General features: G+C 61.8%; 11 protein-coding genes. 7 read left to right on the top strand and 4 right to left on the bottom strand.

The window, feature by feature from the left end; translation table 11 throughout:
- The first annotated feature begins 48 nt into the window (after positions 1–48).
- From wecB to AB7M25_RS13830, 6 genes are all read left to right on the top strand, one after another.
- Positions 49–1,203: a non-hydrolyzing UDP-N-acetylglucosamine 2-epimerase gene (gene wecB / locus AB7M25_RS13855; protein WP_429388989.1), complete on the top strand. Its 1,155-nt coding sequence runs from the start codon at positions 49–51 to the stop codon at positions 1,201–1,203.
- Positions 1,200–3,374, top strand: a complete 2,175-nt coding sequence (gene nfrB / locus AB7M25_RS13850) for a cyclic di-3',5'-guanylate-activated glycosyltransferase NfrB (RefSeq protein WP_429388992.1) — start codon at positions 1,200–1,202, stop codon at positions 3,372–3,374. The genes wecB and nfrB overlap by 4 nt, the downstream gene beginning before the upstream one ends.
- Positions 3,371–6,535, top strand: a complete 3,165-nt coding sequence (locus AB7M25_RS13845) for an NfrA family protein (RefSeq protein WP_454237470.1) — start codon at positions 3,371–3,373, stop codon at positions 6,533–6,535. The genes nfrB and AB7M25_RS13845 overlap by 4 nt, the downstream gene beginning before the upstream one ends.
- Positions 6,535–7,413 carry a DUF4434 family protein gene (locus tag AB7M25_RS13840; RefSeq protein WP_429388995.1) on the top strand — a complete coding sequence of 293 codons (879 nt, stop codon included), beginning with the start codon at positions 6,535–6,537 and terminating at the stop codon, positions 7,411–7,413. The genes AB7M25_RS13845 and AB7M25_RS13840 overlap by 1 nt, the downstream gene beginning before the upstream one ends.
- A complete protein-coding gene (locus AB7M25_RS13835) occupies positions 7,397–8,473 on the top strand; it encodes a GGDEF domain-containing protein (RefSeq protein WP_429388996.1) in 1,077 nt (358 codons plus the stop codon). The genes AB7M25_RS13840 and AB7M25_RS13835 overlap by 17 nt, the downstream gene beginning before the upstream one ends.
- 187 nt (positions 8,474–8,660) lie before the next feature.
- Positions 8,661–9,386 carry a hypothetical protein gene (locus AB7M25_RS13830; protein ID WP_429388998.1) on the top strand — a complete coding sequence of 242 codons (726 nt, stop codon included), beginning with the start codon at positions 8,661–8,663 and terminating at the stop codon, positions 9,384–9,386.
- 12 nt (positions 9,387–9,398) lie between these two features.
- Here the strand turns inward: AB7M25_RS13830 and AB7M25_RS13825 are convergent, their stop codons facing one another.
- Positions 9,399–9,803 carry a MerR family transcriptional regulator gene (locus AB7M25_RS13825; protein WP_007974662.1) on the bottom strand — a complete coding sequence of 135 codons (405 nt, stop codon included), beginning with the start codon at positions 9,801–9,803 and terminating at the stop codon, positions 9,399–9,401.
- A 76-nt stretch (positions 9,804–9,879) separates the two neighbouring features.
- Between AB7M25_RS13825 and AB7M25_RS13820 the strand changes: the two genes are divergently transcribed.
- Positions 9,880–11,103: an NADH:flavin oxidoreductase/NADH oxidase family protein gene (locus tag AB7M25_RS13820; RefSeq protein WP_454237469.1), complete on the top strand. Its 1,224-nt coding sequence runs from the start codon at positions 9,880–9,882 to the stop codon at positions 11,101–11,103.
- A 136-nt stretch (positions 11,104–11,239) separates the two neighbouring features.
- Here the strand turns inward: AB7M25_RS13820 and AB7M25_RS13815 are convergent, their stop codons facing one another.
- The 3 genes from AB7M25_RS13815 to cobN form a co-directional block, all read right to left on the bottom strand.
- Positions 11,240–11,785 (bottom strand): vWA domain-containing protein, encoded by a 546-nt coding sequence (locus AB7M25_RS13815; protein ID WP_429394603.1) that lies wholly within the window; start codon positions 11,783–11,785, stop codon positions 11,240–11,242.
- A gap of 119 nt (positions 11,786–11,904) precedes the next feature.
- The gene (locus AB7M25_RS13810; protein ID WP_454237468.1) at positions 11,905–12,912 is read right to left on the bottom strand and encodes an ATP-binding protein; all 1,008 of its coding nucleotides are present in this window, start codon (positions 12,910–12,912) and stop codon (positions 11,905–11,907) included.
- Between the two features lie 165 nt (positions 12,913–13,077).
- On the bottom strand, positions 13,078–16,926 hold the full coding sequence (gene cobN / locus AB7M25_RS13805) for a cobaltochelatase subunit CobN (protein WP_429389004.1): 3,849 nt from the start codon (positions 16,924–16,926) through the stop codon (positions 13,078–13,080).
- Position 16,927 lies beyond the last annotated feature (1 nt).

The raw sequence follows: 16,927 nt of genomic DNA, 5'->3' as shown, positions 1-16,927 counted from the left end.
TGCTGCTGGCCACCCTGCGCGCCAGCCTTCGATGCTCCAGGAGGGTTAATGTCTTTTAAGGTCATGATGGTATTCGGTACGCGTCCGGAGGCCATCAAGATGGCTCCCCTGGCGCGGGTCCTGCGTAACTGGCCCGGAATCGAACTGAACATCTGCTCCACCGGCCAACACCGGGAAATGCTCAAGCAAGTGCTCGACTCGTTCGAACTGGCGGTCGACGAAGACTTGCAGGTAATGACCCAGGGCCAGACTCTCAACGGACTCTCCGAACAACTGCTGGGGCATCTCGACAAAGCCTATGCGCGGGTGCATCCGGATATCGTGCTGGTACACGGCGACACTACCACCAGCTTCATTGCCGCCCTCGCCGCCTTCAATCGCCAGATACCCATCGGTCACGTCGAGGCAGGCTTGCGTACCGGCAACTTGCGCGCCCCCTGGCCGGAGGAAGCCAACCGGCACCTGACAGGTGTCATCGCCGATCTGCATTTCGCGCCGACCACCAATAACGAAGACAACCTGCTGCGCGAAGGTGTGCCCAAGGCCAACATCGAGGTCACTGGTAATACGGTGATTGATGCGCTGGTATGGATGCGCAATCACCAACAGCAAGTCCACTGGCACCCGGCCGCCGACTCGCCACTGGCCGTGCTCGACGACACCAGGCGCATGGTGCTTATCACCGGGCACCGCCGGGAAAACTTCGGCGGCGGCTTTCGCAACATCTGCCTGGCCCTGGCCACCCTCGCCGAACGTTATCCCGATGTGCAATTCGTCTATCCGGTGCACCTCAATCCACAGGTGCAAAAAGCGGTCTACAGCGTTCTCTCGGACAAACCCAATATCTATCTGGTGGCGCCTCAGGATTACCAGCATTTCGTCTGGTTGATGGACCGCGCTTATTTCATTCTCACCGATTCCGGTGGCATCCAGGAGGAAGCCCCCGCCATTGGCAAACCGCTTCTGGTACTGCGCGAAGTGACGGAACGGCCATTGGCGCTTGAAGGCGGAACAGTGGTGCTGGTGGGCACCGATACCGACCGTATCGTCAAGGAATCAAGCCTGCTGTTCGATGATGACGCCACCTTCCAGCGCATGAGCCGAGTCCATAGCCCTTATGGTGACGGACACGCCAGCGAGCGCATCGCCAATCGCCTTGGCATCTGGCTGAAACACCGCGCGGTGGCGGGTAAAGCCGTATGAGCCTGGCGTTTGTCGACTTCTTTGCCTATGCGTTGTTCGGACTCAAATACCTCGCCATTACCCTGGCCCTGCTGATGTTCATTCTCGGGCTCGATGACCTGTTCATCGACCTGGTGTACTGGACCCGCAAACTGATCCGACGCTGGCGGATCTATGAAAAATTCAAGCGCGCCGATGAACAACGGCTGTACTCCATCGCCGAAAAACCCTTGGCGATCATGGTTCCAGCGTGGAACGAAGTCGGCGTAGTCGGTGAAATGGCGCGCCTGGCCGCCTCGACCATCGACTACGAGAACTATCAGATTTTCGTCGGCACCTACCCCAACGACGCCGAGACCCAGGCCGACGTCGATGCGGTGTGCCGGCATTATCCCAACGTGCACAAAGTGGTGTGCGCCCGTCCCGGCCCGACCAGCAAGGCTGACTGCCTGAACAACGTGATCGACGCCATCCTGCGTTTTGAGAACGATGCAAAGATCCAGTTCGCCGGTTTCATCCTGCACGATGCCGAGGACGTGATTTCGCCCATGGAGTTGCGCCTGTTCAACTACCTGCTGCCGGCCAAGGACCTGATCCAGATTCCCGTCTATCCCTACGCGCCGGAATGGAATGGCTTCACTGCCGGGCACTACGTCGACGAGTTCGCCGAGAACCATGGCAAGGACGTCATCGTGCGTGAAGCACTGACCGGGCAAGTGCCCAGCGCCGGGGTCGGCACCTGTTTCAGCCGTAAGGCCATCAGTGCCCTGCTCGAAGACGGTGACGGTATCGCCTTCGACGTGCAGAGCCTGACCGAAGACTACGACATTGGTTTTCGCCTCAAGCAAAAAGGCATGAAGTGCATCTTTGCCCGCTATTCGGTGACCGACCCGAAACTGGCACTGGAACAACCCTGGGTGTTCGGCATGGACCGCGCGTTTTCCCAGGTGATCTGCGTGCGCGAGCACTTTCCCCGGGACCTGCAATACGCGATCCGGCAGAAGTCGCGCTGGATCGTCGGCATTGTGTTCCAGGGCACCAAGAATCTGGGCTGGAGCCGCAAAGGCCTGCTCAATTATTTTCTGTGGCGCGACCGTCGTGGCCTGATTGCGTACCTGTTGAGCTTCCTGGTGAACATACTGCTGGTGGTGTTGCTGGCGATGTGGCTGGTCACCGTGATCGCGCCGGATGCCTGGCGGTTCCCGTCGATTCTCTCTGACAGCACGTTGTTGGCGAGCCTGTTGTGGCTCAATGGCCTCATGCTGCTCAATCGGCTATTCCAGCGTGGCTGGTTTGTCACCCGTTTTTACGGACTGGGCGAAGGACTGCTGTCGGCCCCCCGGATGGTGTGGAGCAATTTCGTCAATTTCTTCGCCAACCTTCGGGCGTTGCGCCAGGTGATGGAAATGGGCGATTCGCGTCGCGTCGCCTGGGACAAGACCACTCATGAGTTTCCGGCCCTGGCAGAGGCCCAGCGCACCCCGCTGGGCCATCGCCTGGTGGAAAAAGGCCTGCTCTCTGAAGATCAACTCGAAGCCGCGATCACCAACCCGGTACGCCGGCGCCTGGGTCAGGAACTGCTGCTGCGCGGGCACATCGACACCACGCAATTGGTGCAGGCCCTGGCCGAGCAACTGGACCTGGAATGGGCGCCACTCAACCCGTTCAAGCTTGACAAGCGCCTGATCGAGGCCGTGCCGCGCAAAATCGCCACGCACTACGGCGTGCTGCCGGTCGCCGAGGAGAACGAAACCCTGGTACTGGCCTCCGAAGGTCCGGTGAGCCAGGTGTCCCTGGGGGCCATCAGCCGTCAACTGAAACGCCCGGTGCGTTGCCGCCTTGCACCACAAGGCCGGGTGACGCTGGGGATCCGCTACTGGTACGCCAGCCCTCGTCAAAGCGAGGAGGTGCATCAGATGCTTGAGGTGCTTGAGAGAAATCAGGACGACGAAGACCTGATCGAGCGCGTCAGCCATCACCAGGTGTTGCTGGGCAGTCTGTTGCAAGTACGCGGCATGGTGCCGCCCACCCTGTTCAATCAGGCGCTGATCGATTTCGATGCGGAAAACATGTCTTTAGGTGAACACTTGATTGAACGCGGCATGATCACACACGAAATCCTCGAACAGGCCTTGGTCGATCAGGCGAGCGAGCAACACGCTGCCTACTGCATTGCCCGGGAGGCTGCATGAAGCCTGTCCATCGTCAGACCTTGATGGCCGGTGGCCTGTTGCTTTGCCTGAACACGACGGCGTGGGTGCAAGCCGAGCCCTTGACCGATTTCGATCAGTTCCGCAGTTACCCCTATATGGACCGCAGTTACCGCGAAGCGAAAGCCGGCAACTGGAAGGAAGTCGAACGGCTGATGCGCCACCTGCTGAGCAAAGTGCCAGGAAACGATGAAGCGCGGGCGCTGCTGGTGCAATCGCTGGTCAAGCAGCAACGCTACGAAGATGCACTGCAAGCGCTGCCGGATACTCCGGCCAACAGTGACACCCTGCTCAACCTGCGACTGGCCTGGATCGAACAGGATCCGCCAGACAGAAAACAGGTGGAGCAATGGATAGCCTCCAGCAATCCGGAGCATCGGGTACGCCTGTGGCAGGCCTACAGCGCGAGCCTGGCCAAGCGCGGCGGTGCGGCCGCGGCCCATGACTGGCTGGCGCAACTGCCGCCCAAGGGCGATGAGCGCGCGCTGCAACAGGCCCGGGCCAACTGGTCGGAGCAATTGCGCGATTGGGATGGCACCATCAAGGAGCTCGCGCCCCTGGCCGCGAACCAGCAACTCGATGCCCAAAACTGGCAACGCCTGGCCAACGCCTACGTGCAACGCCTCGACGAACAACCCTTGCAGCAATTACTGCAAACAGCACCCAGCCCGCAAGCCGCGCGCAAGACCCGACTGGCCATGGTCGACCGGGCGATTGCCATGGGCCAGGTCCAGCAGGCGCAACGCTGGATGCAAACGCTGCCGCCCGCCGACCTGGCCGATCCGGCGCAACGCCAACGTCTGTGGGAACTGGCACGGCAAACCGGTGACAGCGCAACGGTGCAACGCTTGAGTGGCGAGTTGCAGCGGCCGTGCCTGGAGACCGCCGACTGGCTGTCGCGTCGTGATCCGCAAGCGGCGCTGACCCAGTTGAAAGCTTGCCAGCCCGAAGAAAATCCGCAAGCCTGGCTAGTCCTCGCCCAGCGCCTGCAAGCCACCGACCTGCTGCAAGCGACCCGTCTGCCGGAACCCTGGGACACGCAACGCCGCGAACAGCTGCTCGACGTCTGGCAGGATGAAGGCCGCAGCGACAAAGTCATGGCCTACCTCGCCAGCCAGCCGCAGACCGCCGACGTGGTCAAACGTCGCGCTGAATTGTTCCAGGCATCGGATCACGATACCGAAGCGGCGGCATTCTGGGAGCGGCATTACCAGCAGACCGGCAACCTCAACTCGCTCAATCAGGCGACCTACCTGGCGCTCAAAGCCGGCCAGCGGGAACATGCACAACAGTTGCTCGAGAGCGCCTTCGACCGCCACGGCGGCAAGCTGCCGACGCCCCTGCTGCAACGGTTGGCGGGGTTGTATGCCGCATCGACACCGACCGCGACACAACAGCAACGTATCGTTACGTTGCTCAACCGCGTCGACCCCGCCACTCGCGGGCAGCTGCTGGCGCAACTGGCGGAAAACGGCCAGTGCGGCGCGGTTCAACAGGCGATTGGCGATAACCCGCAAGCCGCAGGCGACTACCGCGCCCTCGGTCGCTGTGCAATGCCCGAGCGTCCTGGCGAAGCGGTGGTGTACTACCAGACCGCCGAAAAAATGGGTGACCAGAACACCCGCCTGCCACTCGCCTACGCCCTGGAAGCCTCCGGAGACTCGGCGGGTGCCCTGGCCATCTGGCGCAGCATTGCGGACGCCGAACTCAGCGACAATGCCCGCCTCACCGCCAGCCGTGGCGCCCTGAATATCGGCGACACGCAAACGGCCGAACGCTACTGGCAATTAAGCCGCACCCGTGGCGCCAATGAGTGGACGTTGGGCGCGGCGATTGCCGATGCCCGGGGCGATCACGCGCTCGCGCTGCAACGCCAGCGTTCCGCCTTGCAATTGGTACCGGATGCCGAGCATTACTATGCGGCGTCGGTCACGGCGCAAAAGGCTGGCGACCTGCAGCAAAGCAAGGAATGGCTTGCCGAAGCGGTGCGCCGCGACCCGAGCAATCCCCGTTATCGTGCCGACTACGGCGTGCGCCTGGCCGGTGCCGAGACCAAGGCAGAACGCGCCAGCTCCATCCCCTATCTGCAACGCGCCACTCAGGATTTCCCGGAGGACTATCGCCTCGGCGAAACACTGGCCTGGCGTTACGACGAGGTCGAGGACAGCGCCTCGGCGCGCAAGGAACTGGAACGCGTGATTGACCTGGAGCAGAACCCGGTGGCCGCCGATGACGAGGAAGGTAGCATGGAGGCACGGCGCTATCGCCAGCGTCGCGCTCACGAAAGCCTGTCCCGTCGCGACTCATTCACCATCGCCAGTACCTGGTCACCGGCCGGGATATCGACCAACGACTTCGTGCGCCCTGACCAGAGCACCGGCACGCAGCGACGCTCCAGCTCGCAGAATGTGCAACTGGCCATGTGGGACCACGCATTGGGCGATGAACCCAGCCGCGCCGGTAGCACGCTGTCGGTCTATGGCCGTGTGTTGCTTGGCGGCGTGGGCCGGTCGAGCTATGCCGAATCCCTGGGTACCGGCGTCGGCCTGCGCTACAAGCCCTGGGGCACCGCCAACATCAACTTCTATGGCGAGATCTACAAACAAAGCCAGTTCGATGACCAGGACAACCATGGCCTGAGCCTCGGCCAAATGCTGGTCCCCGACAAGGTATCCGATCAGGCCGAGGATCACCGCGATGATGGCCGCACCACCACCGACTACCTACTGCGGTCAACGGCGTCGTTCCTTGATCAGGGTCGGTTCCGCAACGATTGGCGGGTCGATGAAAACGATTGGGAGGAGCGCTTCCTCTACCTCGACGCGGCGTGGTGGACCAAGGCCGGCGACCATCAATGGCTGTCGCGCTTCCAGCAAGGTCACACCTGGAAGCTGCCGTTCAACGGCGCGCAAACGATCATGCCATACGGTTTCCTCGAATTTGCCAGCCAGGACCCGAGCAACGACTGGCGCCAGGATCTGCGCACCGGTCTGGGCCTGCGTTGGCAATGGTGGTTCAACGATGACATTTACAACGCCTATCGCGCGCACCTGACGGTGCGCACCGAGTATCAACAAGCGTTGGGCGGCAATCTGTATGACGGCGGCAACGGCGTGCTGGTTGGCGTGGAGTTGAATTTCTGATGAAGCGACTTCTTTTGGCTTTGTGCCTGTTGTTGGGCGCCACGGCGCCCCATGCCGACGAACGGATTTTCTACCAGCCGCTCAACGCCGATGCCAGCCTGAGCCAGGCGCAATGGCAGCGGATCTGGCAGGACACCGCCCACCAGGGCGTGCACACGGTGATCGTGCAATGGACGGCCTACGGCGATTCGGACTTCGGCGGCGCCAACGGCTGGCTCGCCTCCAGCCTCAAACTGGCCCGGGCGCAAGGCTTGAACCTGGTGCTGGGCCTGCGCATGGATCCGGCCTATTACCAACGCATCAACGAGCTGGACAGCGCCGGACTGGCAACCTACTGGCAGGCACAACTGGGGCAGTCCCTGGCCCGGCAGCAGACGCTACTCAAGGACTGGAAACTGCCGGTCAGCGGCTGGTATCTGCCCATGGAACTGGATGACCTGCACTTTCTGCCGCTCGATCGCCGGCAAACCCTGCAACGCCAGCTCAAGGATTTCGCCGGCAAGCTCGACGCGCCGCTGCACATCAGCGTGTTCAGCGTCGGCAAACTGTCGCCACAGGTGAATGGCCAGTGGCTGGGGGAATTGGCCAGCGCAGGGATTCAAGTGTGGTGGCAGGACGGAGCCGGCACCCGGCGCTTGCCAGCCCTGGTTCGCAACGGCTACGCCAGTGCACTGCCCTGCTCCATCGGCATCGTCAGGGAAGCCTTCCGTCAGGTCAGCTCTGCCGGGCAACCCTTTCGTGCCGAACCCATGGCTCCCCAATCCACATCGCAGGGCTGCCACCCGACGTCGGTGTTCTCCCTGCGCTACCGGCCGTGGGGTAAGGTGATTCTCGACAACCAGCACAACAGCAAGGTCGGCGATGTACAAAACCGTTGAAGACGAAGTGCTGAAAAAGTCGGCGCCGGCCAAGCTCAAAGCCGAGTTCCTCCAGCATGAATTTGATCGGCTACGTACCTTTTGCGTATTGATCTACATCGCCAGCATAGTGGTCTGGATTGTTTACGACCTGATCCTCAGTTTCATCGGCGGACAACCATTCACCTGGCTTTCGCTGGTGTTTATCGGCGTTTTCTCGACCTTCGTCATCGTCCTTCGGTTGATCCGCGATGCCCGGCATTTCCAGACACTGAACCTGCTGTTTGTGTTTGCCATGGCATTGGGCACGCGACTGCTCACCGAAGGCCTGCCCGACGATCACCAACCCGCCTGGCTGTTGCTGGCGGCTTCGACCACCCTGTTTACGGCCTCGGTATTGCCGCTGAACCGCTGGTCGTTCTTTGCCGCGCAAATCGTCACCTGGTCGTTTCTCAACCCGTTCTACAACACGGATCTCGAACACATGGAGCTGAGGGGCGTGATGGCCCTCAGTTACTCGACATTTATCGGCGGCCTGACCATCTACAGCTTCCTGACACTGCGCAAGGCCAAGCTGTACAACTTCATCATGTCCAAGCTGCTGCTGGACCAGGCCTACATCGACACCCTCACCGAAATCCCCAATCGCCGCTCGTTCATGACCCGCGCCAACCAGCACTTGAACAAAGTGCCGCGGGAAAACGACCACTACCTGGCGATGGTCGATATCGACAATTTCAAGAAGGTCAACGACGTCCATGGCCATGACATTGGCGACGAGGTGCTCAAGCGCATCGCCCAGGACATCAAGTCGGTGATGACCCGGCACGAATTTGCGCGCCTCGGTGGCGAGGAGTTCGCGGTTTACCTGGCCGGGGCTCGCCGCGAAGACGCCGAGGCGCTGGCCGCTGAATTGTGTCGGGTGGTGCGCGAACAACCCACTCGATACCCGGTGACCATCAGCATCGGTCTGGCCCGGGTGCTCGACGGCGACACGCTGAACCAGGCGCTGGTCAAGGCCGATGAAGCCTTGTATGAGGCAAAGCATACGGGGAAGGATAGGTATACCTTTCATCAATGAACTGATCTATCCCTGTCGCTGCACTGAGCGTTTCTCATCGGTACCGAACGTTAGGTTTCCATTGAAAAAAGATCTGTTCAAACCCGAAGAAACTGATCACTACTGTCAACTATGACAGTAGACGCTTCGAAGCATAGGAGGAAATACTGGCGCCGTAACTGACTGTCGACACCAAAGGGAATCGGACATGAATACGGCCAGAACTTTACTTTTCTGCACAACGCTGGGAATGGGTTTAACGGGCTGCAGCGTCCATCAGGACGCGACTGTTTCTACGGTCAACGAAGAGTGCCGCGACTTGGTCGACAGAGGGCGCATTGGCCAGAATGGCCCGGAAGTTTGCATCACAACTCCCCTTTCAAAAAGTGCCACATCCATCTCCGGGACTGTCGTTGGGACCGCGGCCACAGGCCCGTTCATCGTAACGGCGGTAACCAGCGATGGGGACATCTTGAAACAGGTACCTACTCTGTCGAACCTCAATTTCACGATGTCTCAATTGAATCTGCAAAACCTGCCAGGCAAGGGCATTTCATTTTCGGTGTTTGTAAACGATACGAGTTCACCGCCTACCAACCTGGTCATTGGCCAGGAGCCACCCTCAACATGTTTACGTAACACTCCAAACTATCCGCTGTGCGGTACGCACCCGGGCGCAATCTTTTTTCCGATAAAAACATCCATCACCACTATTTTTTTGGTTCCGTCGAAGGCGAATTACGGAGCGACGTTGCTCCCCCACCTGATGGGGCTGAACCCGATTAACTGGAAGGAAGACCGATATATCAGCTACTTGCCAAACGTTCCAGCTCAGATAAAGCCAGGGGAAGTACAAACCGTTTTTGCGACCATTAACGCCGACGAATCATTTGCCTACCCGGTCAAGCAGACTGTTCTGCCAAGTCAACCGTAACACTGAACTGACCTAGTGCTTGAATGACGTCATCACCCGTTCAGCATTTTCATCGCAACTCATGCCCTCAGGCTTGGCCTGGATGGTGTCGATCCACCCCAGCAACTGCGCCTTGCTATGGGCCAGATGCCGTTGCATCTCTTCGATCTGCTCGACCTTGCGATACAGGCCCGCCATCAGCTCATCATGCTTGAACGCGCCGGTCACATTATCCGGGAGCAACTGCTTGAGTTCCTCCAGGCTGAAACCGGCCTGTTGTGCGCATTGGATCAGTTGCAGGGTTTGCAGCGCCTGTTGCGAGTAACGCCGATACCCATTGGCAGAACGCTCGACCTGTCGGATCAAACCCTGAGACTCGTAAAAACGGATGCGTGATGCGGTCAGGCCGCTCAATTGCGCCAATTCACCAATTTTCATTGCGGCCTCATTTGCCTGCTTGACATTAAAGTTAACTTTAAGCTTAGCCTCTGCTCATCAGTATGAGGAGTCAAGCATGTCACCCTTCCAAACCTTGAATTTGCCCAACGGCCAGACTATCGGCAATCGCATTGCCAAAGCCGCGATGGAGGAGAACCTCGCCAACACCGATCAGGTACCCGACCAGGCGCTTTTTCGCCTGTATCAGGCCTGGGCCGAAGGCGAAGCCGGTTTGTTGCTGACCGGCAATGTGATGATCGACCGCCGCGCCATGACCGGCCCCGGTGGTGTCGCACTGGAGGACGAGCGACACCTGGAACGCTTCCGCCAGTGGGCCCGTGTCGGCCGGGCCGGCGGTGCGCACTTCTGGATGCAACTCAACCACCCAGGCCGCCAGACTATGGCCAACCTCGGCCAGCAAGCACTGGCGCCGTCGGCGGTTGCGCTGGATCTCGGCCGGTTCTCGAAGATGTTCGCCGAACCCAAACCCATGGGCGAGGACGACATCCAGGAGGTGATCCGACGTTTCGCCAGCAGCGCCGCACTGGCGGAGAAAGCCGGTTTTACCGGTGTGCAGATCCACGCCGCCCATGGCTACCTGCTCAGCCAGTTCCTGTCGCCGCTGACCAATCGACGCACTGATCGCTGGGGTGGTTCTCTGGAGAATCGCGCGCGCCTGCTGTTGTCCGTCGTCGAGGCGGTTCGCCAGGCGGTGTCGCCGCAGTTTTGTGTGTCGGTAAAGCTCAACTCAGCGGATTTCCAGCGCGGTGGTTTCGATGCCGATGATGCACGGCAAGTGATCCAGTGGCTCAACGAGCAACCGATCGACCTGCTGGAACTCTCCGGCGGCAGTTACGAAGCACCGGCCATGCAAGGCGAAGCGCGCGACGGCCGGACCCTGGCCCGGGAGGCGTACTTTCTGGAAATGGCCGGTGAACTGGCCAGCGTGGCGCGCATGCCAGTGATGGTGACAGGCGGGATCCGGCGTCTGGCAATCGTGGAACAGGTCCTCGACAGCGGCATCGCCATGGCCGGCATCGGCACCGCGCTGGCCGTGGAGCCGCACCTGGTCAAGCATTGGCGCGAAGGCAAGAACAGCCACCCACAACTGCCGGCGATCCGCTGGAAGCGCAAACCCCTGGCGGCGCTGGCGAGCATGGCGGTGGTGAAGTTCCAGCTGCATCGCTTGAGCCGCGGACGCAAGACCCGACCTGAGGTCTCGGCGCTGTGGGCGTTGATTGTCGATCGGTTGTACATAGGCAAGCGTACCCGGCAGTATCGGCAGGCGATGGGTAAGTGATTCAAATTTGAGGTTGGCAGGTACACCGCTATCGCGGGCAAGCCCGCTCCCACAGGTCATGCGCAGATTTTGAAATGGCGCTCATCCTGTGGGGGCGGGCTTGCCCGCGATGAGACCAGTACAGGCCAAACAGAACTCAGCCCGGAATCAGCTCGTCGATGTGCCGATACTCGGCCTGCAACTGCGTCGCCAACACCCTGCTGCGCCCGAGCCGGATCGGTCCGCGCTCGATGTCGATCAACAGCCCCGGACACGCAAGCGTCGGCAGCAGCGACCAGTCCTTCAGCCGGCCATCGGTCACCAGCAGCAACCGCTGCTGCTCTGCCGGAAAACGTTTCTGCCGAGCAGCAAGCCACTGCCCCGCTTCGCCCAATGCGGCCAGCAGCGGCGTACCACCACCGGCACCCAGGCCATCGAGCCACTGGCGCAGCCCCGTCGAGGCCTTCAATCCCTGCACCTGCCACCTTGGCGCGGCACCGCTGGCCGTGAGCAACGCCAGTCGTGCGCGTTGGCGATAGGCGTCGTCGAACAACTGCGCCAGCAAGCCCTTGGCATCGCACAATGCCTGATGACGACGGGTAGACGCGGAGGCATCGACTATCACCAGCCACAGTTCATGGGGCGAACGCGTGCGCAGTTGAAATATCAGGTCGTCGCGCTGACGCGGCCGGCCATTGAGCAAGGTGCCGGGCCAGTTGACCGAGCCACTGCGGGCGGCGTGACGCTTGCCCTGTTTGCCATGGTCCAGTCGCCCGGCTCGGGGTCTGGCATTCGCCCCCGCGTCGCAGCGAGAGCGAATGCCTAGGGCTTTTTTGGCCAGCTCGGCACTTCACGTCGTGCGCCGGTCGCCAGCGCCTGGGCAGGCAACTCGCCCCACTGGCCCTGCCCTTCGCTCGGGTTGGCGTGCTGCGGCGCAGAGTGCTGCGGCGCGTGGGATGGCTGAGGCGCCGCAGTTGAATGCTCGCGACGACGGTGGCGCAAGGCGAACTCGGCGACGGCGTCGATATCTTCCTCGGCGATAGCGTTCGCCCCGCGCCAGGCGGCGTGAGCCCGTGCGGCACGCAGCCAGACCAGGTCGGCGCGCAAACCATCGACGCCAGCGGCAAAGCAGCGCTCGGTAATCCGTGCCAGCGCCTGATCGTCGAGGGGAATGCTCGCCAGGGCATTGCGTGCGTGCTGGCAACGTTCGCGCAGAGACGCCTGCGCCGATTCCCATTCGCCGCAGAAACCTTGCGGATCGCTGTCGAAATCCAGGCGACGGCGGATGATCTGCCCTCGCTCGACTGGTGCTGTATGGCCACCAAGGGCGACATTCAAGCCGAAACGGTCGAGCAGTTGCGGACGCAGTTCACCCTCTTCGGGATTCATGGTGCCAATCAGTACGAACTTCGCCGAGTGCCGATGGGAAATGCCGTCACGCTCGACCACATTGGTGCCGCTGGCGGCCACATCGAGCAGCAGGTCAACGAGGTGATCAGGCAACAGATTGACCTCGTCGACGTAGAGCACGCCACCGTCAGCCTTGGCCAGTACGCCGGGGGAAAACTGAGCCCGACCTTCGCCCAGCGCCGCGTCGAGATCGAGGGTGCCGACCAGGCGCTCTTCGGTGGCGCCCAGCGGCAATGTGACGAACTGACCGCTGGCCAGCAGGTCCGCCAGACCACGGGCCAGGGTCGACTTGGCCATCCCGCGCGGGCCTTCGATCAGGACTCCGCCGATTTTCGGGTCTATGGCGGTCAGGTACAGGGCCAACTTCAAATCATCGGCGCCGACCACGGCGGAGAGCGGGAAATGCGGGATGTCTGTCATTGTTTTATCTCGGTCATGGTCGGTGATGTCACAGGCGCCTCATTCCTTGTGGGAGCGGGCTTGCTCGCGAAAGCAGTGTCTCATCCAACCTATATGGCGACTGACACGACCTCTTCGCGAGCAAGTCGGATCGCCGCACCGCCGCTCCCACAGGTTTTACGGTGACTAGCTGTCTTCTTCTATATCCAGCAACAGATTTTCCAATGCCTCGCGGTAGGCGCCCGGCTCCTTCCACATCCCGCGTTGTTGCGCCTCGAGCATGCGCTCAGTCATGTCGCGCAAGGCATGGGGATTGTGTTCACGGACAAAGTCCCGGGTGTCCGGATCAAGCAAATAAGCGTCGGCCAGCAACGCGTACTGGTGATCGTCGATCAACTGCGTGGTGGCATCGAAGGCAAACAGATTATCGACGGTCGCGGCCATTTCGAACGCACCTTTGTAGCCGTGGCGCTTTACCCCATCGAGCCATTTCGGATTGGCGGCCCGGGAGCGGATGACCCGGTTCAGCTCTTCCTTCAAGGTGCGAATCTTCGGCAGGTCCGGCTGACTGTGATCGCCATGATAACTGGCCGCCGCCTCGCCTTTCAGGCTTTCCACCGCCGCGAGCATACCGCCCTGGAACTGGTAGTAATCATTGGAGTCGAGCAAATCGTGCTCACGGTTGTCCTGGTTTTGCAGCACCGCCTGTACCTGGCTCAGGCGCTGGCTGAACTGTTCACGGGCGGCGGTGCCTTCGTCGGAACCACCGTAAGCGTAGCCGCCCCAGTTGAGGTAAACCTCGGCCAGGTCTTCGCGGGTTTGCCACAGGCGACCGTCGATGGCGCCCTGCACGCCTGCGCCGTAGGCCCCGGGCTTGGCCCCGAAAATCCGCCAGCCGGCCTGCCGTCGCGCAGCGTCTTCATCCAGCCCGGCCTGCAACAAGGCTGCACGCTCGGCACGCACCTTGGCCGCCAACGGATTGAGGTCGTCCGGCTCATCCAGGTCGGCCACCGCTTGCACCGCCGCGTCAAACAGGCGGATCAGATTGGCAAAGGCATCGCGGAAGAAACCGGACACGCGCAAGGTCACGTCGACCCGAGGACGGTCGAGCAAACTCAACGGCAGAATCTCGAAATCATCGACCCGCTGACTGCCGGTCGCCCAAACCGGACGCACGCCCATCAACGCCATCGCCTGGGCGATATCATCACCGCCGGTGCGCATGGTCGCGGTGCCCCACACCGACAGACCGAGCTGGCGCAGATGATCGCCGTGGTCCTGCAGGTGCCGTTCGAGAATCAGGTTCGCCGACTGGAAACCGATGCGCCACGCCGTGGTGGTCGGCAAATTGCGCACGTCCACCGAGTAAAAGTTGCGCCCGGTGGGCAACACGTCCAGACGACCGCGACTCGGCGCACCGCTGGGGCCGGCCGGGACGAAGCGACCGCTGAGGGCGTCGAGCAGACCGCGCATTTCCGCTGGGCCGCAGGCGTCCAGGCGCGGGGCGATAACCTCGCGCAAACCATCGATGATGGCCTGCACCTCATGCCAGCCTGCCCCTTGTGGGAGCGGGCTTGCTCGCGAAAGCGGTGGGTCAATCGACATCAATGTTGAATGTTCAACCGATTCGCGAGCAAGCCCGCTCCCACAGGGGTTATTCAACGCGTCCGAAATCAACTGCGCTGCATACAGTTCCAGGCGCTCGCGGGTATCGCCCGCTGTGCGCCAAATCTCGTCACTGATAAGCAAAAGAGACTCGGGACGCGGCCCGATCCACGGCTCGGCCAATGCACAATCGAGCGGATCGAAGCCCAACGCAAACGCCTTGGCCAGCGCCCGCAGCAGACTCGATTGCGCTCCTCGTCCATCGCCCCGTGGAATGCGCAACAACGCCAGCAACGTGTCGATACGCAAGCGACCGGTGGGCGATTCGCCGAACACATGCAGGCCGTCGCGGATCTGCGACTCTTTCAAGTCGCACAGGTAAGTGTCGAGTCGCGGCAACCAGATCGCAGCGTCGGCATCGCTGTCGAGTGGCTCGTCCAGTTGCAGTTCACGGTCGATGTGCGAGTCACGCACCAGTTGCAGGATGTCGCGCTGCAACTCGCGGGCGCGGCGCGGGTCGAGCAACTGCGCTTCGTAATACTCGTCGGCCAACAGTTCGAGGTTGCGCAGCGGGCCGTAGGTTTCGGCGCGGGTCAGCGGTGGCATCAGGTGATCGATGATCACCGCCTGGGTGCGCCGCTTGGCCTGGGCGCCCTCGCCCGGGTCGTTGACGATGAACGGATAGATGTTCGGCAGCGGCCCGAGCAGCGCATCCGGCCAGCAGTTTTCCGACAGCCCCACGCCCTTGCCCGGCAGCCATTCGAGGTTGCCGTGCTTACCGACGTGGATCACGCCGTGGGCGCCATAGGTGTGGCGCAGCCAGAAGTAAAACGCCAGGTAGCCGTGGGGCGGCACCAGGTCCGGGTCGTGATACACCGCGCTCGGGTCGACCTGATAACCCCGCGCCGGTTGAATGCCGACGAAGGTCAGGCCAAAGCGCAGGCCGGCGATCATCATCCGTCCGCTGCGACACATCGGGTCGTTTTCCGGTGCGCCCCAACGTTCGAGCACCGCCGCACGATTGGCTTCGGGCAGGGCATTGAACATCGCCAGGTAGTCGTCCAGTCCCAGGCTTTGCTGGCACGGACGCAGATCCAAGGTATCGAGATCGTTGCTGACGCCGCCCAGCAACTGCTGGATCAGCGCGGTGCCGCTGTCCGGCAATTCTGCCGGCAGCGGATAACCTTCGGCATGCAGGGCCCGCAGGATGTTCAGCGCCGCGGCCGGGGTGTCGAGGCCCACGCCATTGCCGATGCGCCCGTCGCGGGTCGGGTAATTGGCGAGAATCAAGGCGATGCGTTTTTCGGCGTTGGGCACCCGAGCCAGTTCGACCCAGCGCCGCGCCAGTTCGGCAACGAAGTCCATGCGCTCCGGTTGCGGCCGGTAGCAGACCACATCCGACTGGCTGCGCTCACTGCGCCACGCCAGGTCCTTGAAGCTGATCGGGCGACTGATGATGCGCCCGTCCAGCTCCGGCAAGGCAATGTGCATCGCCAGATCGCGCGGGCCAAGCCCCTGTTCACTGGCACGCCAACCCGGTTCGTTGTCCTGGGCGCAAATCGCCTGGATCACCGGAATATTGCGACGGAATGGCCGCAGGTGCGGCGCTTCGGGGCTGGACTGGGCGAAACCCGTGGTGTTCAGGATCACCGAGACGCCGGCTTCATCCAGCCAGTCCTCGACCGCGCCCAGGCAGCCGGGTTCTTTCAAACTGGCCAGCGCAATCGGCAACGGATTCAACCCCGCGGCCTGTAAACGCTGGCAAAAAACATCAATGAAAGCAGTGTTCGCCGCCTGCAAATGCGAACGGTAAAACAGCACCGCCGCCATCGGGTGATCGGCGTGCCAGTCGGCCTGCCAGTCGCTCAGTGCGGCAGAATGTTTGTGCGGATGGTAGATGGCGGTTCGCGGCAGGGTTTGCGGCTCGCCCCAGGTGTAATCGCGTGCCAACCAGCGGTTGGCCAGGCAGCGGAAGAAATCCAGGGCGTTACCCATGCCTCCCTGACGCAGAAACTGCCAGAGTCGGTCGCGATCCTCGGCGCCGACGGTACTCAGGTCACTGAGCTCCGGGTCCGGGCGGTCATCGCCCGGCACCAGAATCACCTGCACGCCGCGCTGGGACAGCTCGACCAGGCGTTCGATACCATAACGCCAATAGGCGATGCCGCCGTGCAGCGAAATCAGGATCACCCTGGCGTGGCGCAACACCTCATCGACGTACAAATCGACCGAGGCATGGTTCTGCACCTGCATCGGGTTGGCCAGGCGCACGCTCGGGTAATCCTCGGGCAACTGCTGCGCCGCCTCGGCGAGCAGCGCCAGGCTGGAGTCGCCGCTGCACAGGACCACCAGCTCGGCGGGGGTTTGTCCAAGGTCGGCGATGTTGTCATCCGACACGAAACCGCCGGGCTGGGTCCTGAGCAGGTGCATG

The sequence above is a fragment of the Pseudomonas sp. AP3_22 TE3818 genome, from assembly GCF_053628995.1.
The sequence above is the reverse complement of the archived record's forward strand: the minus strand, read 5'-3'. Positions and strand labels throughout refer to the sequence as shown.